This window comes from Spirulina sp. LEGE 11439, assembly GCF_059821285.1.
In genome coordinates this window covers 18,109-43,962 of record NZ_JCAMRX010000033.1, presented here as the reverse complement: position 1 = coordinate 43,962, position 25,854 = coordinate 18,109, and the positions used below count along the sequence as shown (strand labels likewise).

General features: G+C 45.3%; 20 protein-coding genes. 12 read left to right on the top strand and 8 right to left on the bottom strand.

Features of this window, described 5'->3' with window-relative positions; genetic code table 11:
- Nucleotides 1–31: 31 nt before the first annotated feature.
- The 7 genes from infB to AC6RV6_RS19765 all read left to right on the top strand — a co-directional run bounded on the left by infB (nt 32) and on the right by AC6RV6_RS19765 (nt 8,275).
- Complete coding sequence (infB, locus tag AC6RV6_RS19795) at nt 32–3,172, top strand: translation initiation factor IF-2 (protein WP_500242602.1); 3,141 nt, start codon at nt 32–34, stop codon at nt 3,170–3,172.
- A complete protein-coding gene (locus AC6RV6_RS19790; protein ID WP_500242601.1) occupies nt 3,103–3,453 on the top strand; it encodes a hypothetical protein in 351 nt (116 codons plus the stop codon). Before infB ends, AC6RV6_RS19790 begins: the two co-directional genes overlap by 70 nt.
- Nucleotides 3,335–4,090: a low-complexity tail membrane protein gene (locus tag AC6RV6_RS19785; RefSeq protein ID WP_500242600.1), complete on the top strand. Its 756-nt coding sequence runs from the start codon at nt 3,335–3,337 to the stop codon at nt 4,088–4,090. The genes AC6RV6_RS19790 and AC6RV6_RS19785 overlap by 119 nt, the downstream gene beginning before the upstream one ends.
- 210 nt (nt 4,091–4,300) lie before the next feature.
- A complete protein-coding gene (locus AC6RV6_RS19780; RefSeq protein WP_500242599.1) occupies nt 4,301–4,525 on the top strand; it encodes a hypothetical protein in 225 nt (74 codons plus the stop codon).
- 138 nt (nt 4,526–4,663) lie between these two features.
- On the top strand, nt 4,664–6,022 hold the full coding sequence (locus AC6RV6_RS19775) for a hypothetical protein (RefSeq protein WP_500242598.1): 1,359 nt from the start codon (nt 4,664–4,666) through the stop codon (nt 6,020–6,022).
- A 51-nt stretch (nt 6,023–6,073) separates the two neighbouring features.
- A complete protein-coding gene (locus tag AC6RV6_RS19770; RefSeq protein WP_500242597.1) occupies nt 6,074–6,832 on the top strand; it encodes a VOC family protein in 759 nt (252 codons plus the stop codon).
- A 90-nt stretch (nt 6,833–6,922) separates the two neighbouring features.
- Nucleotides 6,923–8,275: a helix-hairpin-helix domain-containing protein gene (locus AC6RV6_RS19765; protein WP_500242596.1), complete on the top strand. Its 1,353-nt coding sequence runs from the start codon at nt 6,923–6,925 to the stop codon at nt 8,273–8,275.
- Between the two features lie 77 nt (nt 8,276–8,352).
- On the opposite strand, the gene AC6RV6_RS19760 is transcribed toward AC6RV6_RS19765, so the two are convergent.
- The 4 genes from AC6RV6_RS19760 to AC6RV6_RS19745 all read right to left on the bottom strand — a co-directional run bounded on the left by AC6RV6_RS19760 (nt 8,353) and on the right by AC6RV6_RS19745 (nt 12,189).
- Nucleotides 8,353–9,876: a hypothetical protein gene (locus AC6RV6_RS19760; RefSeq protein WP_500242595.1), complete on the bottom strand. Its 1,524-nt coding sequence runs from the start codon at nt 9,874–9,876 to the stop codon at nt 8,353–8,355.
- Between the two features lie 147 nt (nt 9,877–10,023).
- Nucleotides 10,024–10,575, bottom strand: coding sequence for a 5-formyltetrahydrofolate cyclo-ligase (locus AC6RV6_RS19755; protein WP_500242594.1), 552 nt, complete (start codon nt 10,573–10,575; stop codon nt 10,024–10,026).
- A complete protein-coding gene (locus AC6RV6_RS19750; RefSeq protein WP_500242593.1) occupies nt 10,572–11,255 on the bottom strand; it encodes a hypothetical protein in 684 nt (227 codons plus the stop codon). Before AC6RV6_RS19750 ends, AC6RV6_RS19755 begins: the two co-directional genes overlap by 4 nt.
- Before the next feature lie 19 nt (nt 11,256–11,274).
- Nucleotides 11,275–12,189, bottom strand: coding sequence for a carbohydrate ABC transporter permease (locus tag AC6RV6_RS19745; RefSeq protein ID WP_500242592.1), 915 nt, complete (start codon nt 12,187–12,189; stop codon nt 11,275–11,277).
- 288 nt (nt 12,190–12,477) lie between these two features.
- Here AC6RV6_RS19745 and AC6RV6_RS19740 point away from each other — a divergent pair, with 288 nt between their 5' ends.
- The 3 genes from AC6RV6_RS19740 (at nt 12,478) to AC6RV6_RS19730 (ending at nt 19,535) form a co-directional block, all read left to right on the top strand.
- Complete coding sequence (locus AC6RV6_RS19740) at nt 12,478–16,404, top strand: EAL domain-containing protein (protein ID WP_500242591.1); 3,927 nt, start codon at nt 12,478–12,480, stop codon at nt 16,402–16,404.
- A 27-nt stretch (nt 16,405–16,431) separates the two neighbouring features.
- Nucleotides 16,432–17,682: a GTP cyclohydrolase II gene (locus tag AC6RV6_RS19735; protein WP_500242590.1), complete on the top strand. Its 1,251-nt coding sequence runs from the start codon at nt 16,432–16,434 to the stop codon at nt 17,680–17,682.
- A 386-nt stretch (nt 17,683–18,068) separates the two neighbouring features.
- Nucleotides 18,069–19,535 (top strand): CoA-acylating methylmalonate-semialdehyde dehydrogenase, encoded by a 1,467-nt coding sequence (locus AC6RV6_RS19730; protein WP_500242589.1) that lies wholly within the window; start codon nt 18,069–18,071, stop codon nt 19,533–19,535.
- On the opposite strand, the gene AC6RV6_RS19725 is transcribed toward AC6RV6_RS19730, so the two are convergent.
- Nucleotides 19,532–20,539 carry a hypothetical protein gene (locus tag AC6RV6_RS19725; protein WP_500242588.1) on the bottom strand — a complete coding sequence of 336 codons (1,008 nt, stop codon included), beginning with the start codon at nt 20,537–20,539 and terminating at the stop codon, nt 19,532–19,534. The two genes, AC6RV6_RS19730 and AC6RV6_RS19725, sit on opposite strands and share 4 nt — an antisense overlap.
- Nucleotides 20,540–20,617: 78 nt before the next feature.
- Between AC6RV6_RS19725 and ybiA the strand changes: the two genes are divergently transcribed.
- Together ybiA and AC6RV6_RS19715 are read left to right on the top strand one after the other, a co-directional pair.
- A complete protein-coding gene (gene ybiA / locus AC6RV6_RS19720; protein WP_500242587.1) occupies nt 20,618–21,067 on the top strand; it encodes a riboflavin biosynthesis intermediates N-glycosidase in 450 nt (149 codons plus the stop codon).
- 229 nt (nt 21,068–21,296) lie between these two features.
- The gene (locus tag AC6RV6_RS19715) at nt 21,297–23,249 is read left to right on the top strand and encodes a thiamine pyrophosphate-binding protein (protein ID WP_500242586.1); all 1,953 of its coding nucleotides are present in this window, start codon (nt 21,297–21,299) and stop codon (nt 23,247–23,249) included.
- Nucleotides 23,250–23,275: 26 nt separating this feature from the next.
- On the opposite strand, the gene AC6RV6_RS19710 is transcribed toward AC6RV6_RS19715, so the two are convergent.
- The 3 genes from AC6RV6_RS19710 to AC6RV6_RS19700 form a co-directional block, all read right to left on the bottom strand.
- Nucleotides 23,276–23,626: a hypothetical protein gene (locus tag AC6RV6_RS19710; protein WP_500242585.1), complete on the bottom strand. Its 351-nt coding sequence runs from the start codon at nt 23,624–23,626 to the stop codon at nt 23,276–23,278.
- Between the two features lie 99 nt (nt 23,627–23,725).
- Entirely contained in the window at nt 23,726–24,565 is an 840-nt protein-coding gene (locus AC6RV6_RS19705; RefSeq protein WP_500242584.1) for a M23 family metallopeptidase, read from the bottom strand.
- 241 nt (nt 24,566–24,806) lie between these two features.
- Nucleotides 24,807–25,799, bottom strand: a complete 993-nt coding sequence (locus AC6RV6_RS19700; RefSeq protein WP_500242583.1) for a GntR family transcriptional regulator — start codon at nt 25,797–25,799, stop codon at nt 24,807–24,809.
- Nucleotides 25,800–25,854 lie beyond the last annotated feature (55 nt).

Below are 25,854 nucleotides of genomic sequence, written 5' to 3'. Positions count from 1 at the left end.
AACCACCGAGCGCGAAAACGGGGACTATTGCATGAACAACGGAAAAACCAGAATTTACGACTTATCTAAAGAGCTTAACTTGGAAAACAAAGACATCTTAGAGATTTGCAGCCAACTCAATATTGCTGTGAAAAGTCATAGCAGCACGATTACAGATGCACAAGTCGAGCGGATTTGTGCGGCAGCGAAAACTTACCGACCCTCGCCCAAAAACGAGAGAAATTCTCCCTCAAAATCCAGAGAGGAGCGAGGCTCTGCCGTTAAGTCTCCCGGTCCAAAAGCGCCGCGCAAACCCGAAATTCGCGGCATTGTTAAGAACGCATCTCATTTCGATCGCGCCCAAAGACCTCAGACTTCTCATGGGAACAACCCAAAATTAGTTGCCCCTCCCCATCGTCCTCAAAAAAACAAGCCGGTCTCATCCGAGGCAACAGTCGTCAAGAACGTGCCGGTCAAACCTCCCAACCGTACCTCGCAACGGGAATCGGAGGAGACGACAATAGAAGAGAGCCGTCCGTCACCATCATTCGATGTGCCGCCCAAACGCCCAACGGAAGAACATTCTTCTGTAGAGCGTCCTCTCAAACCAACCGCAGGCACGCCGGAAAAACCCGAGGAAAAACGCGAACTGCTTGTTCCTCCCAGCAGACCGCAAGCCCCTGCGGTGAAAAAACTCGATGAACGACCTACCCCTCGTAAGGGGAAAAAATCCGATAAATCCGAGCGGAAACAGTTTGGCGAGAGAACGCCAAGTCAACCAGACAAAGCGATCGCGACAACAGACGGTAAAAGTAGAGACAGTAAACAGGAAGGTAGAAAAGACAAAGAAACCAAAAAAGCCAAAGTTGGTACAAAATTACAACAAAAACCCCAAAAAGCCGGTACTCCCCAATTGCGGAAACCGAAAGCGATCGCAGAAACTGCGTCAGACGATCTCGATGAAGGGGTAAGCGGTGATGAGAATCAAGAGCTTTTTGAAGAAACGACTCTTCTCGCTCCACCAGAACGACCGCAACTTAAACTCAAGCGCCCCAATGTCAGTCGCAAACCGAAAGAATGGGAAGACGACGACGACAGTGAAGGGAAAGGCAAAGCGGGTAAACCGGGCAAAGCCGGCAAAGTCGGCAAAGCCGGTAAAGCAGCAAGTAAGAAGAAGCGCAAATCCTTAATTCTCGAAGAGGACGACGATGAATTTAATGTCGATCGCGGTAGCCTTGTCGCGCCAGCCGCTGTAAGTTTGTCCATCGCTCGTCCTCCCAAGCCAACCGGTAATCGACCGAAAGCAACTCCTCAGGCCAAAACGGCCAAGAAACCATCGGTGAAGGGGAGTAAAGATCGCGTTAAAGAAGATTCTCGCAGCAAAGCCGAGCGGGAAGTTGCCGAAAAACCGCCAGAGAAAGTTGCGTTGACCGGGAGCTTGAGTCTGCGGGAACTCGCAGAATTGATTCTCATTCCCGAAACCGAAATCATTAAACATCTTTTCTCGAAGGGAATTGCTGTCAATATTACCCAAACTTTAGATCTCGATACCGTCAAGATGGTATTGACAGAATTGGGAATTGAGGGGGAAACCCAAGAAGAACAAGCTGCTGCCACCAAGAGTGAAATGCTCGATGTGGCAGATTTGGAAAATCTGCAATTCCGTCCTCCAGTAGTGACGATTATGGGTCACGTGGATCACGGAAAAACCACTCTCCTCGACTCCATTCGCAAAACCAAGGTCGCTCAAGGAGAAGCCGGGGGAATCACTCAACATATCGGTGCCTATCACGTCGATATGGAACATAACGGCAAAATGCAGCAGGTGGTCTTCCTCGATACTCCCGGTCACGAAGCCTTTACCGCCATGCGGGCGCGGGGTACGAAGGTCACGGATATTGCCATTTTAGTGGTGGCTGCCGATGATGGGGTACGACCGCAAACTAAAGAAGCGATCGGCCATGCCAAAGCCGCAGAAGTCCCCCTCATTGTCGCGATTAATAAAATCGACAAGCCAGGAGCCGAACCCGATCGCGTCAAGCAAGAATTGGCAGAGTTGGGTCTGGTGACGGAAGAATGGGGAGGCGAAACCATTATGGTACCGGTGAGCGCCCTCAAGGGTGAAAATCTGGATTCTCTCTTGGATATGATCCTATTGGTCGCAGAACTCGAAGAACTCTCTGCCAACCCCGATCGCCCGGCGAAAGGAACGGTCATTGAGGCCCATCTCGATAAAACGCGCGGTCCGGTGGCAAGCCTATTGGTACAAAATGGCACCCTCCGCGTGGGCGATTGTGTCGTGGCCGGGGGAACATTTGGAAAAATTCGTGCCGCCATTGACGATCGCGGCGATCGCGTCGAAGCAGCCACACCCTCCTTTGCGATCGAGGTGTTGGGTATGAATAACGTTCCCGCCGCCGGAGAAGAGTTTAATGTCTTCCCTACGGAAAAAGAAGCCCGCACCATCGCCGAAAGTTATGCTTCAGAAAACCGCGAGACCCGTCTACAACAGGCTATGTCCCGTCGCGTTTCTTTGAGCAGTATTTCGGCACAGGCACGAGAAGGAGAACTCAAAGAACTCAATCTCATCCTCAAAGCCGACGTACAAGGTTCAGTGGAAGCAATTTTGAGTTCCCTCGAACAATTGCCGCAAAATGAGGTACAAATTCGCGTGATCCTCTCGGCTCCCGGTGAGGTCACGGAAACAGATGTCGATTTGGCAGCAAGCGGGAAAGGTGCAGTGATCGTCGGCTTCAACACCAATTTGGCAATCGGTGCAGCTTCGGCAGCCGATCGCGAAGGGGTAGATATTCGCGAATACAACATTATCTACAATCTCTTAGATGATATTCGCGCGGCGATGGAAGGTCTACTCGAACCGGAAGAAGTCGAAGAACCCTTGGGAACCGTAGAAGTGCGGGCAGTCTTCCCCGTGGGCAAAGGCTCCGTTGCCGGTTGTTACGTTCTCTCGGGGAAAGTCGTGCGAAATCGCCGCATCCGCGTGCGCCGCAACGGAGAAGTCATCTACAATGGCGTTCTCGATTCTTTGCGACGGGTCAAGGAAGACGTGCGAGAAGTCAATGCCGGTTACGAATGCGGTATCGGTCTTGCCAAGTTCAATATTTGGGAAGAAGGCGATATTATCGAGGCCTATCAAATGGTCATGAAACGCCGAACCCTCTCGCCAGTTTAATCAGTCACCAGTCACCAGTCACCCAGTTACCAGTCACCAGTCACCAGTCACCAGTCACCAGTCACCAGTCACCAGTCACCAGTTACTATGAACTCATTTCGCTCGGAACCTTTTTTATGGATTCACCTAGCAGGGTTGGCAGTTGTCCCTCTGAGTTTGTTGGTGGTATGGCTGGGACTGGCGGTTGGAGATCCGGTTCTTCCCGTTGTCTTGGAGATTGGATTTTTGGCGATCGCGGGTATTGTCCCCATTGTGTGGATGCAGTGGCAGCGACCTTTTGATATTTTCAGTTTGTTGGTGCTGGCGGTTCGTCCCGATCGCCTCACCGAGGAACAGCGCAAGATTTTGCGCTTGCTTAAAACCCTGAAAATTCGCATTGCAGCGATCGCTCTCGCTGTTTTTATGGTTGGGGCGATCTGGCAAATTTATCGGGCTGCTCCCCTCGCCGCGATCGCGACTCCCCTCTCTCCTCGCTGGCATTTACTCGGCTTATTTATTGCCGCCATTGCTTTTTTCTCGAGCAATCTTTTCCTCCAAATTCCCGTGAGCGTCCTCGGGGTGTTACTCACCTCAGATTCTCATTTTGCAAAAATCGAACCCTATGAAGTCGAAAATATTGGGCGAGATTTCTTCATTTTTGGCATGAGAATTCAGAATTTTTTCGCGATTGCTCCTGTCCCGACTTCAACTCCTCCAATTGCAAAAACGCAACCTATCAAACCCCCTGTGGAGGAAGATCCCTTCCCCGAGCAAACTTTTACTGAGTTCCTAGAAAGCGAAGAAAAAGTCCAAGACGAAAATATTGTTATAGAAGAAAATATTGTTATAGACGAACCCGTCACATCCCAAGCTCTAGAAGAAGAAAATCTACTCTCGGAAAATAGAGAAAATACGTTAACAGAAACAGATAAGGAATAATCATCTCATTGATAATTGAGGTCGTTCCCTTTAGCATTCCCGATAAGGAGCAGAGATGGCGAATTGCATTTGCCATCTCCAATCGACCTGTTGTTCATTGCTCTATTGACATAGCTCGTCCCCAATTTTGTGTAATTTGCATCATAATGGAAAGAGAAATCGAGATATTGTCAAGATATTGTTAAAGTATGTTTAATTTTGGAGGTGCAAATGCCTAATTCGACCGCCATGAACTTTCCGGCAAAAACTGGCGATACCAGCGATCGCGAAGTTTGGCAGAACTTGAAAGACGCGATCGCGAATAGCTCCGGGTTTCAGCGTTGGATGTTGGAGCGACAACTCAAAAATACGGTCTCTAACAATACAGTCTTTGAAAATACAGACAAATTAGTGCGTTCCTATTTGCGGGAAACCCTAGAAACGCTGGCTTACTAAACTTTACGATTGTTTAAAGCCTATCTATAACAGCAATTGGAGTCTATTGCTTCTCGATCGTTCGAGCAAACCCAACTCAAGAATAAATCCTCAATCTTATACTAGAAGGTAAGACCTTCAAAAAATTGAGAACGGGCAATGACTCCAAACCCCGCAATTATAAAATCCGTCGAACATCTTGGATATCGCGTTACTGTTGGCGATATCGCAGCACAAACAGGCTTAGATGTCAACCTAGCCCAGCAAGGACTATTAATTTTAGCCTCAGATTCGGGGGCAAATTTACAGGTTGCCGAATCCGGTGATATTGCTTACGTTTTCCCCAAAAATTTTCAAGGAATTCTCCGCAACAAATACTTGCGCTTGCGATTGCAAGAATGGTGGGAAAAAATTTGGAATGTTCTTTTTTATCTGATTCGTATTTCTTTTGGAATTCTCTTAATTCTTTCTATTATTTTAATCTTTCTCTCGATTTTCCTGATTATTATTGCGCTCAATTCTTCTAGTGATAATGATTCCGGTGGTGGAGGTGGTGGGAGAAGTTCCCGTTCCTCGGGCGGTGGCTTGATGTTTTTCCCGCGCTTTTGGTTTTGGTCGGATATTTTTTGGATTTTTAACCCGGGTTATGGGTATTCAGATTATTCTCGACGGACTCATTCTCGGGAACAAGGGCGATCGCGCTCTTCTTCTGAGAAAAGTACCGAGAAAAGCGAACTGACTTTTTTAGAAGCGATCTTTTCTTTTCTCTTTGGCGACGGTAATCCCAATATTGATATAGAAGAGCGACGATGGCAAGAGATCGGTCAGGTGATTCGTAACAATGGTGGAGCAATAATTGCTCAACAAATTGCCCCTTATCTCGATGAAATCGACGCGATCGCCCTTGAGGAAGAAAGTTATATTTTACCCATTCTGTCACGCTTTAACGGCTATCCGGAAGTGTCTCCCCAAGGGGAAATTATTTACTATTTTCCCGAATTGCAAGTGACGGCAAAAGAGCAACAAAAAACCTCAGAATTGACGGCATTTTTGCAAGAGCATCCCTATCGATTTAGTGCAGCAGGAAGCGGTCAACTAATGGGCGCGATCGCGTTGGGTAGCGTTAATTTGATTGGGGCATTAACGTTATGGTCGTTAATGCAAGGCGGTATTGCCGCTCAAATTGTCGGTTTGGTTGCGTTTGTGGCTTCGATTTATTGGTTGTTATTGGGATATGGCATTGCCTTTTTTACCATTCCTTTACTTCGCTATTTCTGGATTCAACAAAGAAATGGCACAATTCAACAGCGTAATGGACAGCGAATTCAACGAGTAGAACGTTTAAAACAAGCGGATGAAGCGATCGTGCAAAAACTTGAGTATGCCCGTCAATTTGCTCGGGAGCATATTATTGGTGCAGAAGATTTAAGTTATTCGACAGAAACCGATTTAATCGATCAAGAGTTAGCCAATCTCGAACAAAGCGATCGCGAATGGCAAAAACGCTTGGAATCTTAAAGAGGATTGTCCTACAAATTGAAAATGAAGCGAAAAACCTAAGAAGATAAAATGAGCATCAAAACTGAGGTAGGTCGAGTTGTCTGGCATGACTTGATGACTAATAATATTGTCAAAGCAAGGCACTTTTACGCCGAATTGCTGGGCTGGGAGTATCACATCGAACACGCTTCTGATTTCGTTTGGAAGCCCGGGGAAGCCGAATATCCTTTAATTATTGCCAATGGGGAAGCACATGGGGGCTTTGTCGATCCCGGGCAGAATATCTTCTCCCATTGGATTGTTTTTGTCGCGGTTGAAGATGTTGATGCTGTCACGGCGAAGGCGAAGAGACTGGGAGGGACAATCGCTCGCCATCCTTTTGATATACCGGGAGTAGGACGCACCGCCGCGATCGGCGATCCCCAAGGTGCAACGATTTATCCGTATATTCCTACACACAACTTTCCTCCTCCAAACGGTACGTTTCTTTGGGATGAGCTGATTACTGACGATGTTGAGTCTGCAAAGAGCTTCTACGGCGAGCTTTTTGGCTGGAAGACTAGGGAGAGCGATCGCTATACTGTCTTCAAGTGTACTGACGGTATCGACGCGGCTGGAATAAAATGTTTGTTTGGAGAGAGGTCGGCTTCTTGGGTGACGTATCTTGCGACTGATGATATCGATGCGACTATTGCTAAAGCAAAAATACTCGGTGCGATCGCTTGCAGGGAAGGTAATATACCCAAAGTTGGAAGATTTGCCCTCCTTACCGATCCGACAGGTGCAATGTTCGGTCTTTTAGCATTAAGGGAATCTCGCAAACCTTGACGTATATGCTGGCCAATCCGCAACGCGATCGCCCTGTTTTTGGTATGGTGACAAATGAGGGGAATTTTATCTTTATAGTCAATTATAAAAATGGTCAAAATTATTAAACGAAAATCCCTTGATATGCAACCTGTCTACGACATCGGTGTAGAACGAGATCATAATTTCTTATTAGAAAGTGGGTTAATTACTTCTAATTGTTTTAATAAATCTCACTCCACTGCCTATGCCTACGTTACTTACCAAACAGCATATTTAAAGGCTAACTACCCCACCGAATATATGGCAGCGTTGCTAACGGGAAATAGCGGCAATAAAGATAAAATTAAAAGCTATATTGCCAAGTGTGCCGATATGGGAATTGATGTCGAACCTCCTGATATTAATCGTTCTAATATTGATTTTACCCCCGTTGGTAAAAAGATTTTATTTGGTTTATCTGCGGTTCCTCAACTAGGAGATGGTGCCATTGAAAGTATTTTAGTTGCTCGCAGAGAAAACGAAGGGCAGTTTCAATCGCTTTCGGATTTTTGCAGTAAAGTCGATCTGCGTACCGTCAATCGGCGTACCTTAGAAACTTTAATTCATTGCGGTGCATTTGACAAAATGCACGATAATCGCAAGCAACTTGTAGATTATCTCGATCCCGTGATTAGTTGGGGACAAAAACGTGCAAAAGAGCGCACTAGCGGTCAGATGAATCTATTTGATATGTTAGGAGGAGGAACAAAGGGAGAAGATGGAGAAACGAAGAGTTTTGATTCTGCACCTTTACTCCCTCAAGTCCCTGATTTTTCACCTCAAGAGAGACTCAAAAAGGAAAAAGAAATTTTGGGTTTCTATGTTTCCTCTAATCCTTTAAATACAATTAAACCGGCTGTTTCTATTGTTGCGCCGGTTAGCTTATCAAACCTGAGAGATTTTCCTAAACGGCACAAAATTTGTGCGATCGCATTAATTAGTTCAGTTAAAACAATTATGACGAAAAAAGGAGATCCCATGGCATTCCTACAGATTGAAGATTTAAGCGGACAAGTAGAAGGGGTTGTATTTCCCAGTGCATTTGGAGAAGTTGAAGAATATTTACAAGACGATGCACGCTTAATCTTTTGGGGGAATGCTGATAAAAAGGATGGTAAAGTTCAATTTATTGTCGAGTCTGTCGAACCGGTAGAAGAAGTTAAAATGGTCATGGTAGAATTGACCGTACAACAGTCACGAGATCCGCGTATTCAAAACAATCTAAAAAGCATTCTCCAGCAACAAGCGGGAAATAATGGCAATGGCGCAAAAATTCCGGTTGTGGCACGAATTGGTACAGGAAAAGATGGCAAACTTGTGCGCTTAGATCGGAAGTTTTGGGTACAAAACGATCGCATTGCTGTCACTGCATTAACGAATGCGAATTATACAGCCAGCAGCGACTATATTCTCCCTCATTAGTTATAGGTTATTTGAGTGGTCTAGTTGATATCATAGGGTGATTATTCACCAACCAATACCCAATACCCAATAACCAATTATTGAGAAGTTACTTGGGTCACTTGACGTAAAGCGCGAGTTTGATCCATTAATGCTTCCATATCTTCTTCGGATAAGCGCTGAACATAATTTATTTTCACTTCTTCAATTAAAGCCACCAATAAATATTCTAAGCGATCGATGCTTTGCTTGGCTTTAATTTCTACTCTCATCGACTCGGTAAAGGTTTCTACCAGATGTTCTAATAATTTATCAAATTCGGGATCTTCCTCAATTAGCTGCTTAATTTGAACGTAAATAATTTGGTAAATCTGCGAGATTGTTTGTTTTGTTAAAGTGCTGGTCGCGTCTTCTACTCCAGGAAGCATCTTGATGCCTTGGTAGGCGGGGCTATCCTTTACTGCTTTTTCGATGCTATATTGTAGAAGTCCTTCAATATCATTCCGAACATCAGGAAGCACTTTATTCACAACCAATTGTAAGACCAAACGAGTAATTTCTGCGATTTCATTGGTATCATTGAGATCGACGTAAGGATTAGTATTTTGTTGTGCTAAAAAGTTGGTTAGCTCTCCTTTTCTAATTGAGCTTTGAACTTGATTGAGAACGCCTACGACGACCACTTCTGTTAAGTCTTCTGCAATCCCAGCAACAAACCCTTGACTGGCTTGTTTTTTGATTTTTTGCATATCAATGATTTTAGCTTGGTGGAGACGAATTGTGACTGGAATAATCCGCAACCAACGTAGGGGACTCAACCAATGCGGAATCGGAAAAAACAGTAAAATATCATACCAACGCCAAAGCATGGCATCTCCCCAACTGACCCCTTTTCGCTGGCGACTAATAAACCACGATCGCGCGATAAATTCAGCAAAAAAAGGAAAAGTAAAGAAAATATCAATTAAGCCAAAATTATTAAAGGGCTGACCATTTTCACCAATAGGACGAAAATAGTTAGTTTCCATGAGAGGACGAATATTGCGATCGAAGAATTCCAGTTCATCTGACGCACTGTTTCGAGAAAGATATTCCTCGCTCCAAAAAATCCTAAAGGCTTCTTTTGCAGAGCCATTCGCTTCTGGAACGCGATCACGCATGAGATTTTTAATTCGCTCTAATGTTCCGGTTTTGTTGGCAACTTGAAAAGGGTTCGTATCGACAATATCAACACTGCGATCGCGCAAATCCGCTAAAATATCTTCAACTTGCGGAGTGCGGAAACTATTCAGTTCTTTGTCAAATTTTTCAACTCGTTTTAAATACTCTTGCGTGTCTCGATTCGGTTCTATTCCTTTAAAATTATCGTAGAATTGCGTAATAGGTAAATCATGAATATCCATTGGCTCTTCAGGAAACTGATATTCAAATTCCCCCAATTTAAAAGCAATTAAAGATACGCGACCTTGCAGCCAGAAATCTCGCAAAGGAATATAAGTATAATCAAATAAAATGAGGATAAAATTGAGGAGCGCCCAAAGAGCCATTGCTCGTTCAAACCAGAGATTCTTCTTTTTCACAAAATCGGTAACTGCGGGAGGAATTCGTTTAGAAAGAGTCATTTCAGTGAACAGCGAACAGTAAACAGTTAAATCTATCGGCAAAAAAAAAGGAGTTTCCCGATACTTTTACCCATTTATAACCGATCGCCTGCCGTCGCGATCGCAACACAACATTTATTAAAGAAATTTGCCTATTGTCTCCTTTCTCTAAAGCCAAAAGCACTCTGCTTCCGTACAAACGCCATCTAAGCGCCGATCCCAAGGATCTACAGGTAATTGAGCCAATAATGCCAATTGAAAAACAATCCCGATCGCGGGGATATTTCGCCATTCTGGTAATGCCAGCATTCGATCGTAATATCCTCCCCCGTATCCCAAACGAAAGCCGCCGCGATCGCAGGCTACTGCCGGAACGAGGATTAAATCGACATTTTTCGCCTCTAAGCGAGGGAAATCGGCATCAGGTTCAAAAATGCCATAAGCTCCTGCTTTCAGTTCTTGTGAGGGCTGCCAGTGATGCCAAATGAGAGATTTATCGACACATCGAGGTAAGCCCCATTGTTTTTGCTGGTTCCCAAATAAAGAACTCAAATCGGGTTCCCGACGAAAATGAGTATAAGCAAGAATCGTGACAGCATTGGCAAATAAAGGCAACCCTTGCAATTGAGAACAAAGGCGATCGCTTTTTTCGCGCCAACTTTCTTGAGTCAAGGCTTGTCTTTGCTGTAATAATTGACGGCGTAGGGCTTTTTTCTTCATCTTTGATTGCGATAGGCTTGCCATGCGAGGGCGACAAGAGCGGCATCATTTTGGTCACTATCTCCCGATCGCATTGCTCTCAAGAGGCGATCGCATTCGCTGCGACTGACATAAGTACACCCCCAAGAAATCAAGACATCGCGATCGACGCGATCGCCATCGGGTTTGTACCAAAACCCCCCAAACTTCGCATTTACGCCGTTGGGATACTTCCAAACGGACCCAAAACTGGCATATTCTCCATTAGGATAACGCCAATCTTGTCCGGTACGAACTTGTTGTCCATTGGGATAATGCCAAAGAGAGCCAAATTTCACGATTTGTCCGTTCGCATAGCGCCAGACTCCCGATCTTCGATTTGCGGTATATTGCGAACAAAAGATCTGCTCTTCACTGGCCACCATCCGTGTCAAGATGCTGTTTCCTTCCCCAACACTGGCCAATCGCGCCATAATCATGAGATGGGAACAGGTAGAACTTTGGGCAGGATCGGAACGACGGATTCGACCGCAATAACGCTCCTCAAGGATGGCTAAATTGCGATCGTCCAACCCTTCAGCCCGAAGAATCTGTCGCGATCGCCGAATTTCCCGACATCGTTGAGAAATAGCTAAAGCGCGATCGCTCTTGAAGAAAGGGAAGAAGCAACAGGCAATCAGCAATAAATAATATTTTTTCATTTCATCATTCCTCCTGCAATTAGAAACGAATATTGGTATAAGATTCTTTGCCTTTGGATAAATACAAATTGAGTAAAGAAAGAGAGAAAATAATTAAAAATAAAACCAATCCCATCGTACAAGCATAACTGATTTCTAAATTATTAAATGCCTGTTCGTAAATATAATAAACTACAGTTTTAGAACTATTCTGAGGTCCGCCTCGGGTCATGATATACACTTCTTCAAAGACTTTCGTCGCCGAAATTGCCGAAATTACCGCAACCAACACTAAATAAGGACGCATTAAAGGCACCGTAATATCCCAATGCTTGCGCCAGCCATCAGAACCATCAATGGCTGCTGCTTCATACAATTCCGCCGGAATAGATTGCAACCCCGCTAAATAGATGGTCATGTAATAGCCCAATCCTTTCCAGATGGTCACCAGCATCACACTCCAAAGGGCATATTTAGGACTGGTTAACCAACGGATTCCCGACTCAAAACCGATGCTTTTCAAAAGTTGATTGAAAATGCCATTGGAAGCATAAAGCGCATTCCAAGCAATTCCCGCGACCACCATGGAAATAACGACAGGAGTATAAAACGACATCCGAAACCAATGTATTCCCTTGAGTTTTTGATTGACTAAAATCGCCAGACCCAAAGGTGCGATCGCTAACACGGGAACGGCTCCCACCAGATAAATTAATGTATTGCCGAGGGTTTTCCAAAAGACGCGATCGCCTGCCAAACGGCGAAAATTTTCCCAGCCGATCCATTGGGGCATCTGAGTTAGATCGTATTCATAACGGGCAAAACTTAAAGAAAATGCTTGTAAAGCCGGTAAAAAAACCGTTAGCGTTAAAATAGTTAGAGCCGGTAACAAAAATAAATAAGGAGTGAAAGACCGACTATGCAGGATTGGCGATCGCGAAGGCAACTTACGCATAAATTTCTCAAAAGAATGTAGTTAGATTAACAGTTCATTGCTTTTTAACTATAGTTTAATTTAATTGAAGACTAAAGTAACAGCTAAACTTAACCCATAACTTTTCAGTCATGCTTTTTCCCCCTTAACCTCCAAGAAAACGAACAAAGGTAGAGAAAAACAGTGGTGTATTAAAATTGTTCAGTCTCCGTTTCAACCCATACTGAAGGTAAATTGCAAATTGAAGTTGGGAGACGGCGAATTACATTCGCCAAGTCAAACCAACCTGTTGCGAATTGTATAACGCCCATGAACTCCATCGAAAATGCTACACAACCCTTCACTCCGACATTTTTTGCTCAAGGATCGCCTCCGATGGAACGAGAAGCACGATTTGCCCTCGCTTTATTTCAGTCTCTCCCCGTTCCGGTTATCGTGGCTAGACTGAAGGATGGAATTATTCTCCACACGAACGAATATTTTTGCTCGATTTTTGGCTTGAGTGTCGGGGAAGTGGTGGGTACTCGCTGTTTACACGATTATTTTGAACCGGCGGCTTGGCAAGTTCTCCAGCAAGCCCTGTTGCAATACGAATTTCTCCCCAACTATGAACTCAAGCTCCGGCGAGTGGACGGCAAAACCCTTTGCGGGGTGGTTTCGCTGCAATTGCTTTCTTTTGAAGGAGAACAAGCGATCGTGGGCGTATTTCACGATATTACCTATTCCAAAAAAGTTGAATACCTCCTCCACGAAAATCGTCGCAATTTTTCCACCCTAGCGGAGAATTTACCCGGAGTTATCTATCGTCGTCTCTGCGATCGCGAGTATCATAGCGGCGAATTGCTTTGCGAGTTCGTCAGCGACGGCTGTTGGGCTCTCACGGGGTATATGCCAGAGGATTTTACCCACCAACGCATCGACCTCGATCGCCTCATTCATGCCGACGATCGCGATCGCGTTCTCAAAACGCGAAAAATCGCTCTCGATCGCCAACAACCTTATACCATCGAGTATCGCCTGATCGCGCGATCGCAGGAACAAAAATGGGTACGAGAAAAAGGTAATGGCATTTTTCGTCAAGGGAAATTAATCGCCCTCGAAGGTTTCATCAGCGATATTAGCGATCGCAAGCGCGGACAAGAAGAATTAAAGTTATTTCAATACCTCACTCGGGCGGTGGCAGAAGCACCAGACTTTAACACCGCCCTCGAATTAGTGCTAAACCGTGCCTGTCAAGTTCTGGAATGGGATATCGGAGAAGCATGGATTCCCAACGAAACAGAAACAATTTTGGAATTGAGTCCGGCTTGGTATGGCGATCTCGCTAAACCCAACTTGTTCGCCTTTCGCGAACAAAGTCATGCCTATTATTTTCCCAATAGCGTCGGCCTTCCCGGACTGATTTGGCAAACCCGTCAGCCGCAATGGTTTCCCGATCTTTCGCACCATAGCGAATTCCTCCGCAATCAATTAGCTTGGGAATCTGGTTTGAGGACGGCTTTTGGCGTTCCCATTATCGCTGATGATAAAGTGGTGGCAGTATTAGTCTTTTTTAGCTGTCGCGATCGCCAAGTCGATCGCCGCCTGCTCGATCTGATTTCCACCATCGCTGCCCAACTTGGCGGGATTATTCAATGCAAGCAAGCCGAAGCCGCCTTGCGGGAAAGTCAACGCCAATTACACAGCTTAATTAACTCCACCCCGGGTATTTTCTTTAACGCTGCCAATGATGCCGGATGGTCCATGACTTACCTCAGTGAAGGCTGTCAAGCCTTGACGGGATACAAAAGCGAGGAATTGCTCGCCCAGAATCCTCACTCTTTTGAAAAGATTATCCATTGCGAAGATGTCTCGAAAGTTTTAGCCGCGATCGAAACCGGCGTTCGACACCAAAAACCCTACGTGGTTGAGTATCGCATCTGTACCAAACAGGGAGAATACAAATGGGTTTGGGAGAAAGGGCGCGGCGTTTATGATGAAGCGTCAAATATTTTGGGATTAGAGGGTTTTATTACCGATATCACCGAACGCAAGCATGCCGAACAAACATTGCGATCGCAAGCCTCGGAACTACAGGCTCTATTTGCGGCCATGACAGATATCATCCTTGTTTTTGATGCCACAGGACGCTATCTCAAAATTGCCCCCACCAATCCAACTTTACTTTACCGACCCTCGCAAAATCTCATTGGCAAACACCTTCATCAAGTCTTCGATCGCGATCGTGCCGATCTCTTTTTAGGGTATATTCAACAAGCCTTACAAGAGAAAAAAACCATTAATGTTGAATATAGTCTCACGCTTCAAAAGCAAGAGATTTGGTTTGCGGCAACAGTTGCTCCGACAGAAGAGAATACCGCCATTTTCGTCGCTCGAGATATTACCGAAGCCAAACACGCCCGAGAAGCCCTCAAACAGGCTGAGACCAAATATCGCAGTATCTTTGAAAACGCAGTCGAGGGTATTTTTCAAACGACCCCAGACGGTCACTATATTAGTGCAAATCCCGCCCTTGCTAAAATCTACGGTTACGAGACCCCACAAGATTTGATCGTTTCTTTGACAGATATCGAACATCAACTTTATGTCGAACGTTCACAGCGAACGGAATTTGCGCGTTTAATTCAACAGGATGATGAAGTCGTCGGCTTTGAATCGCAAATTTACCGACAGGATAAGAGTATTATTTGGATTTCTGAGAATGCCCGCGCCGTTCGCAACACAAAGGGCAAAGTTCTCTACTATGAAGGCATGGTCGTCGATATTACCGAACAGAAACAGCATAAAGAAGAACTTCATCAACGAGCATTTTACGATGCGTTAACGGGACTGCCTAATCGTGCCTTATTTCGCAAGCGTTTGAATGAAGCTTTAAAACAAGCAAGGCAAAACAATCTCGAAAAATCTTATTATTTTGCCGTTCTTTTTTTGGATTTAGATCGCTTCAAAGTCGTCAATGATAGTTTAGGGCATTTAGTCGGCGATCGCTTACTGATTGAAATCGCCAGAAGGCTAGAACAATGCGTGCGACAAGAGGATACAGTGGCACGTTTGGGCGGAGATGAATTTACGATTTTGTTGGATAACATAGAAGATATCAGTACGGCAATTCGCGTGGCAGAACGTATCGAAAAAGAGTTACAAGCCCCTTTTCAATTAGATGGCTATACCGTATTTACTGGCGCGAGTATTGGTATTGTATCTTGTGGCGTTCGCGAAGCATCTCGGCCAGAGAACCAGCTTTATACAGTCAGTCTTAATGAAGTAGAACAATCCCAAGGGGTTCTCTGTCAACACCAACAAGGAGAAAAAATTGAGTCCTGTATTTATTATCAAAATCCCGAGGATTTATTGCGAGATGCAGATACGGCATTATATCGTGCTAAAGAATTAGGAAAAGGGCGTTACGAACTTTTTGATCCTACCATGCACCAAAACGTTGTTTCGCAATGGCAATGGGAAACGGAATTGCGCCAAGCTTTAGAAGAAAAACAATTTGAGGTTCATTATCATCCTATCGTTTGTTTAAGCACGGGAAAGTTACAAGGATTTGAAACGTTATTACGCTGGCAGCATCCCCAAAAAGGTACAATTTATCCCTCTGAATTTCTCGCGGTTGCAGAAGAAAGCGGTTTAATTATTCCTATTGGCAATTGGATTCTAGAAACGGCTTGCACGCAAGTTCAGTCTTGGCAAACCGATCGAGAAAATTATTCTCCCTGTGATATTCATATTAATATTTCTAGTAAGCAATTATTACAGCCGGATTTAATCGATCGCATCGATCGCATCTGCAACCAAACCGGATTCAATCCATCTGCATTAAAGTTAGAAATTGCTGAAAGTTTGTGGACGCAAAAAGTGGATGCTGCGCGGGCTATTTTACAACAGTTACAATCGCGGAATATCGAACTATGTATTGATGATTTTGGAACGGGTTACTCTTGTTTGGAATATTTACAGCAGTTCCCGATTTATGGTTTGAAAATAGAAAGAACTTTTGTGAGTGCAATAGGAAGTAACGAACAAAAAGCAGAAATTGCTCGCATTATTGTTATGCTGGCCAAAAATTTGGGCTTGCGAGCGATCGCGGAAGGAATTGAAACCCAACGACAATTAGAACAGATGCAGGCATTTGGGTGCGATCTCGCTCAAGGATATTTCTTTGCTAAAGTATTGACATCCCAAGAAGCCCAAGAATTATTCGCCAGCAACGAACCGTTATTCTCAAATTAGTGGGTATTAATTATTGGTTATGGATTCATGAATCAAGCGAAAAAGCCCAAACATATTGTTTTAACGTCTCATCCCCATCCTGCTAAAACCAACTCCGTACCGATTTGTTGGGGAGAATTAGACCCCATTAAACGCGGTCCCGTCATTGGCACGTTAGCCAAACAAGACCATCGCAATGCGATCGGAACCCATTCGGGATCTTATGCTGTTTATCGTGCTTTAGCGGTGGCCAGTGGCGCATTACAAGCCGATCATCGTGCAGATCTGACCCATACTTCTCCCATTGAAGCGATCGGTCCTTATCCCAGTTGGGGAGATGCCGATAAAATCGTTTCTTTGGATCCTTTTGGGGCTGTTGTGGATGAGGTTTATGGGGAATTTTACGATCGCGGTTTCGATATTCGTCCTACCATTGCCATTACGAAAGCGCAGATTAATTTGCCGGAGTTACAAGAAGCAGTTGTTAAAGGAAGAGTTAAAATAGATGGGACAATCGTGAAAAAAAATGGCGCTTTGGCGGTGATGAAAGTCGCGATCGATCCGGTCTGGTATTTGCCGGGGATCGCCAAGCGCATCGGGGTTAAGGAAGGGATTTTGCGGCGCACTTTATTTCAGCAAACGGGGGGGATGTTTCCCGAATTGGTCACTCGTCCGGATCTCCATGTTTTTTTACCCCCCATCGGGGGTATGACGGTTTATCTTTTGGGGAATTTAGCTGGCGATCGCCATCCTCTCGCCGTTAGGGTTCACGATGAATGCAACGGATCCGATGTTTTTGGCTCGGATATTTGCACCTGTCGTCCCTATTTGATTCATGGGATTGAAGTTTGCGTGCAGGCAGCACAGGAAGGCGGATCGGGGGTTATCATCTACAATCGCAAGGAAGGACGTGCTTTGGGGGAAGTGACGAAGTTTCTTGTTTATAATGCCCGCAAGCGTCAGGAAGGGGGCGATCGCGCCGATGCTTATTTTTCTAGGACAGAATGCGTGGCGGGGGTTCAGGATATGCGTTTCCAAGAACTGATGCCGGATGTGCTGCACTGGTTGGGGATTACACGGATCGATCGCTGGGTATCGATGAGTAATTTAAAATATAATGCGATCGTCAATTCGGGAATTGAAATTGTCGATCGCATTGCCATTCCCGATAATTATATTCCCGAGGATGCCCGGGTCGAAATTGCTGCAAAAACGGCGGCGGGATATTACACGGAAGGAGAAACGCCAGATGAAGAAAAGTTAACACAAATTAGCGGCAGGAATTTACAGGAATATTAATAACTGCTGGCATCTTGGTGCAAATTAAAGAGAATAGCCGTGCGATTGTCAGAACATAGGCAGATTTTCGGAAACACCATACCTTGTCAATATTCCCCAGCTAAACTAGATTAGATATCTTCTGTTAGAGTATCTTCTTCTTCTCTGATTCCGACCAGCAAATCATTTTTAGAAGAGTTCGGCGATCGCAATCTCTCCCATCCCTATTATTGGAGTGCTTTTACTTTAGTCGGCAGTCCTTGGTGATTTCAGCGATCGGTAAACAGTTATCAATTATCAGTGGGGAATGCGATCGACAAATTAGTGGCAACTGATGGTTTAATAATGGCCAAACAACCCATAACAACTTATTTCTAATCCCTAGCGGGGAATAATCAATATAAACAATGGTTTTACCGAATTATATCAACGGAGCATGGCAAGCGTCAAAAGGAACAGAAATCCTCGATATTGTTAACCCTGCAACGATAGATATTCTCGATCGCGTGCCTTTATCCCGTCGTGTAGATATAGAAAGTTCAGTGCAAGCGGCTTCTACGGCTTTTAAAGATTGGCGCAAAACGCCCCCTCTCGACCGCATTCAATATTTATTTAAATTAAAAACATTAATTGAAGAGAATTTAGAGGAATTGTGCCGCACGATTACCCTTGAATGCGGGAAAACTTTGGCAGAATCCAAAGGAGAATGGCAGAGAGCGATTGAAAATATCGAAGTTGCTTGCGGTATTCCCATGTTAATGCAAGGATACAACTTGGAAGATATCGCTCGGGGCATTGATGAAATTATGATTCGTCAACCTCTTGGCGTAACGTCAATTATTGCCCCGTTTAATTTTCCGGGGATGATTCCCTTTTGGTTTTTACCCTATGCGATCGCTTGTGGCAATACGGTCATTGTCAAACCTTCAGAAAAAGTTCCCCTCACCATGCAGCGCATCTTTGCGTTACTTCATCAAACGGGTTTACCCAAAGGCGTTGTCAATTTGGTCAATGGCGCAAAAGAAGTTGTTGATACCATCTTAGAACATCCTCAGATCCGGGCGGTGAGTTTTGTCGGCTCTTCTCCTGTTGCGAAATACGTTTATAGCAAAGCTGCCAGTCACGGTAAGCGGGTTCAGTGTCAGGGAGGAGCCAAAAATCCGATTATTATCCTCCCCGATGCCGATCGCGTCCTGACGACTAAAATTGCGGCGGATAGTGCCTTTGGTTGTGCGGGTCAGCGCTGTTTGGCGGCTTCTTTAGCCGTAACGGTGGGAGAGGCGAAAGATTGGTTTGTGGAAGCGATCGCAGAGACCGCAGAAACGCGCATTGTTGGCAATGGTTTAGAGGAAGGGGTGCAAATGGGTCCCGTGATTAATGCTCAAAGTGCGAGCAGAATTTCCGGACTGGTGGAGGAAGCGATCGCCGCAGGGGCCAAACCTTTAGTCGATGGACGCGATGCCAAGATTTCCGGCTATGAAAAAGGGCATTTTCTCCGCCCAACTCTTTTAAGCGAGGTCGATCCTATCAGTACCCTTGCACAAACCGAAGTGTTCGGACCCGTTTTGGGATTAATGGAAATGGAAACGATTGACGATGCGATCGCCCTCGTTAATAGCGGACAGTGGGGCAATATGGCGTGTTTGTTCACTTCTAGTGGTGCTGCGGCAAGGAAATTTCGTTATGAAGCCGAAGCGGGAAATATTGGCATTAATATTGGGGTAGCAGCACCGATGGCCTTTTTCCCGTTTAGCGGCTGGAAAGAGAGCTTTTTCGGCGATCTCCACGGTCAAGGAAAACATGCTGTCGAATTTTTTACGCAAACCAAGGTTGTAGTCGAACGTTGGTTTGAAGACTGGACGCGACAATTTTAGCGGTGTAGATATGTTTTGCGATATTCTTGCCGTGCCATTTCCTTTGCTTCTTTTCGAGTCCATTGAGAAAACGAAGGAAGCTGAGGAAGTTTTAGATATTGAGAGGGTAAAGGTTGCCGATAAAGAGTGAAAATAACTTCTGCGATCGTCCGACAGCAAGCCTTCGGATAGCGCACGGTTTGCTCCTCGCAAAATCTAATCACCATCCATCTTCGGCTGAGAAAAAATTGATTGCGGCGATTATCAATCCCTTGAAAATGAATGGGTTTTCGGGTATTATAAACATAAGGTTCATCCAGTTCAATATCAATATGTAGCCCATTTTCGTCAATATAAGTAAAATCGGCAGTATAAGAAAAACCACGAGAAAATTTGGGATTATGCAGTGTTTTGCCAATATAAATTTTACCCGGAAAGTATTGCTTTAATGTGCGTTCAAAGGATTTTTCGTTATAACCTCGCGGAATGAGTTTGTTATCTCCCGGTTTTGTTGTTTTCGCTAACTGTTTTTGCATTGCCCTCAGTGCAATTTTATAATTGCTTTGCCATTGTGCGAGACGGCGATCGCTTTCTTGTTTTTTTCGTGCAGATGTGGCTAAAGTCGTTTTAGGTGTGCGATCGCGATAGTGTTGCAATTTTTGTTGATAGGTGCGTTCTCGTTCTAAATGAATTCTGTATTTTTCACGGCGATCGAAGTAGAGAAAGAGAATGGCAGCGATCGCAACAACAATAAACATGGTAATACCCAGCAATGGGATTGTAAAAGTCCAATATCCCCCAAAAAAGCAACCCAACAAACCAAAACCCACGATTAAAGGATGGGGTTTAAAATCGAACTTTGGGGGAGCAATAGGCGGCTTTTGCGGGTCAACAAGAGATATTTCCGGATGAGAAGGCAAACGAGATGAGCATTTTGCGATCTCTGGAGGAATCAAAACAAGCGGATAGGAGGAGTTCATCAACGAATTCAACCAAGCAACGAATATTTGAATCTTCCTTGTCATGGGTTGGCAACAGCAAAATAATTTGTGTACATTAGATTATCTTTGATATTGTACTTCGTTCGTTTGACTGAACTGACAATGACGATTTATTTTTATACGACTCGCGATCGATCTTATGGTTGTTTTTCCAACTTTTCCCCTCATGGTTTCGAATTAGATGAAGTTTGGTGGCCGACGAGCGAACATTATTTTCAGGCGCAGAAGTTTGCCGGAACCTCTCACGTTGAGGAAATTCGCAAGGCTAAAACGCCAAAAATTGCCGCGAATATGGGACGCGATCGCAAGCGTCCTTTACGACAAGATTGGGAAGCAGTGAAAGAAGAAGTCATGAAAAAAGCCTTATTACAAAAATTTACGACCCATGCCGATATTCTCGCAATTTTGCTCTCGACTGGAACAGAAGAAATTATCGAAAATTCTCCCTTTGATTATTATTGGGGTTGCGGAAAAAATGGCAGTGGTAAGAATCGTTTGGGTTTTCTCTTAATGGAAGTTCGGGAAACTTTACGCGATCGCAGCGAACAATAAACAACCAAAAAGCCTTCTGGTTTTTCTGGTGCAAAGAGAATTAACCCATCATCTTTTCATCACAAGTTTAGTTTTGTTGAGAGACTCAGCATATTTTCAACAAAACCCAGTAAGCTCATAACGATGTCATTAGTATTCAAAATTAGATCGGCTGAGAAATACATGAAGTCAGAATTTCCCGCCCGATCGTTTTTAACTGGCAGGATCGTTAAATTTGAGAACTTCAATTATGACAAATACATCAATCCAATGGTTCAAGGTTTTAACACTCGACGAACTCCCGGAAGGCCGCGTTAAAACAGTGGTTGCGGGTCATAAAAGTTTAGCGCTCACTCACTACAACGGTCAGTATGGCGCTTTGGATAATCGCTGTCCCCATCAAGGCGGACCTCTAGGAGAAGGCTCGATTGAGAATGGGATGTTGCGCTGTCCTTGGCATGGTTGGGATTATTGTCCTTTGACCGGACGGCCTCCGGGGGATCTGGAGGTCGATGACGCTCTGGAAACCTTCCCTGTTGAGGTGCGAGAAGATGGAGTTTATGCGGGCTTACCCGTAGAAAAGCCACACTTGCGAACCGTTAGCGATGTCATGGCCGAAACAATGACGAACTGGGGGATTACGCATGTATTTGGCATGGTGGGGCATTCTAATCTAGGATTGGCAGATGCCCTGCGCCGTCAAGAAGAACAAGGAAAACTCACTTTTATCGGCATTCGTCATGAAGGAGCCGCCGCCTTTGCAGCCTCGGCCTATGCGAAACTGACGGGACGACCCGCAGCCTGTTTGACGATCGCGGGTCCGGGGGCAACCAATTTACTCACGGGAATGTGGGATGCTAAGGTGGATCGCGCTCCCGTGCTGGCTTTGACGGGGCAGGTTAATTCCCAAGTATTGGGGACGGGGAACTTCCAAGAGTGCGATCTGAGTGCAGCTTTTAGCGGCGTTGCTGCTTGGAGTCAAACCGTGTTGAGCAATAGCAAACATGCTGAGTTGATGACCCTTGCGATCAAGCACGCCCTCTTAAAACGAGATGTATCGCACCTAATTTTTCCCGATGAAATTCAGGTACAATCCGCCATTGACGTGCCAGCATCTAATTCAACTGGACGCATTACCCCGCTTCAGATTGCTCCACCTCCCGAGTCTTTGCAAGGCGCGATCGCACGCCTGAAACAATCCCGCCGTCCCGCGATTATCGTGGGTCATGGTTCTCGCTTTCATATGTCCGCTATTATCGAACTGGCAGAACTATTGAATGCACCTGTCCTTACCACATTTAAAGGAAAAGGGTTGATTTCAGATCGCCATCCCCTCGGTTGTGGCGTGTTGGGGCGAAGCGGTACGCCTATTGCCAGTTGGTTTATGAATGAAGCGGATGTTTTGCTGGTGTTGGGGGCATCTTTCTCCAATCACACGGGAATTTATCCCGGTAAGCCCATTATTCACGTGGATTTCGATCCCCTCGCCTTGGGTAAGTTTCATCCGGTGGAGGTGCCGGTATGGGGCGAGATTGGGGTTGTGGTGGAACAACTGAAAGCCGCCCTAACCGGTCAAGTTACCAGCGAAGATATGCGATCGCAAATCGCAGAACGTTGGCAGATTTGGCGAGCCGAAAAAATCCGTCGAGAAGCCGACGATCGCGGTCAGGGATTAAACTCGGCGGCCATTTTTGCGGCGATGACCCGTCAGGTTCCCCATAATGCTGCGATCGCTGTCGATGTGGGCAATAATACTTATTCCTTTGGCCGCTATTTTGAATGTGAAGCGCAGTCGGTTTTAATGTCGGGTTATTTAGGCTCAATTGGTTTTGCGTTTCCAGCCGCAATGGGAGCATGGGCTGCAGCCGGACAAGAACGTCCGATCGTTTCCGTGTCGGGAGATGGCGGTTTCGGTCAATACTTGGCAGAGTTTACTACTGCGGTTAAGTACGGCATGAACATCACCCATTTCTTGGTAAATAACGCTCAACTGGGCAAAATTAGCAAGGAACAACGAGCAGGAGAATGGGACGTTTGGCAGACTTCATTGCACAATCCCGATTTCTCAAAATATGCCGAGATTTGTGGCGGGCTGGGCATTCGGGTCACTCGTAAAGAAGAACTTGATGAGGCAATGCAGCAAGCATTAGCGCATCCGGGGCCGGCGTTGGTTGAGATGATTGCCGATCCAGAATTGATCTAAAATCATTAAACTTTAGCGTCAGGGTATCAAGGATTGGGGGTATCGATACACTCATCAATAAAGTTAAGAATATTTTGTGGTAACTCTTCTCCTGTTCTCAATTTTCTGGCAATTTCCTGATATTGAGAATAAGGAATATTCGCTTTGATTTTATCAAAAGTACAGCCACAAACAATTTGAAATGTTGCACTCTGACCCGATGCACAGCTACTAATAAAAGCTCCTCTTTCATTCGGTGGATAAGAGTTGGTAACGCTTGTATTATTGCCATTCCCATTATTATTTGGTTGGGAAGTTTGAGCATGGGTCAGTGTTGCAAATAACAACCCCGATAAACACAAACCTAAGGAGGATAATACAAAAGAACTTAATTTCATGGGAGCAAAATTGAAAAGAGGACTAAGATCGTAGACTATAAAGGATGATTAATTGTTTCTCAAAGAAAATATTTCTTATTATCTAGAAAGCGATCGCGATTATGGCGTTAAAAAGCGTTCCGATCGCAAAATAAGTTCTTTTTGCAGCACTTCTAAGCGATCGCTGCGGATGCGATAAGTATAGCTACCGTTTTGGGCGGAAAACCCTCCCGCGATCGCCTGTGCGGGCAGCCACAATGAAGAAAAGGGATTGCGTTTCTCTTGAGAGAAATAAAACATTTGACTGCCAGACAAACAGACCTGAACGCGAAAATTGCGGGTTTCTCGGTTAAATAGCAAGCGATCGCTGCATCCTTCTGTCGGTGCGATCGCATTGCCTCGTGCATCGGGAGCATACGTTGAATTTGCCGTAGAGTCGGGGAGAAATCCCAGAGGATCGACGGGATCGCGACCGTTGGGGCGGACCTCAAAATGCAGGTGCGGGCCGGTACTGTTGCCCGTACTGCCCATTTCTGCGACGGCTTGGCCTTGGTATACGGACTGACCGACGCGGACAAAAAGGCGCTGATTGTGACCGTAAACCGTGCGACTGCCATCCTCATGTTGTAGTACAATCGCATTTCCCAACCCCCAATCATCCCAACCTGCCATCGTCACCATCCCGTCTCTCACGGCTAAAATGGGCGTACCCGCAGCCCCGGCAATATCGAGGCCTTCGTGGTAGCGGTGAAAAGTTTGGGAAATTTGCCCGGCGGTCGGCCAGATCAAATCTTGACGATCGCGACGAGACAAAGTAGCAGAAGTGCCGTAAGGACGACTTTCCACAGAACGATCGAGAGTTTGCCGAATGGGAATTGCGATCGCTACTGCCATCGCACCGAATAAACCCAACCCCAGCAAACTGAATGATAGCGATCGCACGAGCCAACTTTTGATCATGATTTATTCAATAGTAAACAGCAAACTCGCAAACTCTGACAAGAGAGTCAAGATCGGTGTTCCCTATTTTCTGAATGAGGGATGAGGGAATGATAGGGACAAAGCAATTCGGTATCGGCTTCTACTGTTTTCTTGTCTCTATGCGTTCCATCCGCAAACTTTTTCTTTATATCATTTTCGAGGGGCATTCATCACGATTTTCCCGATCGCTTTCCCAGTCATTGCTCATTGTTCATTGAAATTACCCTAAGCCCAATTCTCGCTTGAGTAAATTAATCGATTTTTCCCCGATGTAATTTTCACTGCAAATCAAATCGGGATGGCGAATTAAATCCTCTCGAGCCTCGAGGATCGCTTGTTTGGTGGCATCATAACTAGCGCGATCGCAGATAATCGTGTGGGCGCTGCGGATGAGGGCATTGAGGCGATAAGTATCATCTACTTTGGCGGTCATCACTAAAAGATCATCCCCACGCAAACTATGAACTAAAATTTGAGCAATCCCTAAAATGCCATCACTTAAACTCACTAACCCTAAACAACTATTTTGACGGAGATTCTTAACTTTAACCAATTCCTGATTGTAATCGTAAATATCAACAGGAATCACCCGCACGGAGTTGGGAGCCGCGATCGCTTCGGCTTCTTTGATAAAATAGCGACTGGTGACGACGGTTCCGGAATGAGTTTGCTCGAGAATGCCGACTAATTCCTCAAGAGCAACTAATTGAATAGGGATTTTTAACGCCCCTTCTAATTCCTTGACCATTAACTCTCCAGCCCCCATATCCCGTTGAGGAACCGTCACCAATACTCTCGCACTACACCGCAAGCGCCAATCAATTTCCGAGAGAAATAATTCTCTGGCTTGAGAGAGGGTACAACCCTGTACTAATAATTCATCAATGCTTTTCTGGACGACTTGATAAGCCTCAGGGTATTGTTCGAGCATGGGAGAGCCGAGATTTGTCCCCCCTTCGTGACCCTGTGCTTTGACATAGATACCCGATCCCGCTTGAGATTCCACCAACCCAGTTTCTTCGAGTTGGCGATAGACCTTACTCACGGTATTGCGATGCAGTCCCGTAATTTGCGCCAATTGGCGGGTGCTGGGGAGACGATGACCCGGGGGATATTGACGAGAAGCGATCGCAAACTGAATTTGGTCGAATAATTGTTTCGAGGCGGGAATATCACTATCAGTTTGAATATTAAATTGCAACGGGTTAGCCATAGCTGAGAATTCGGCAAAATGAGCGCGTTTCTCTAGTGTAGATTGTTCTCAGACG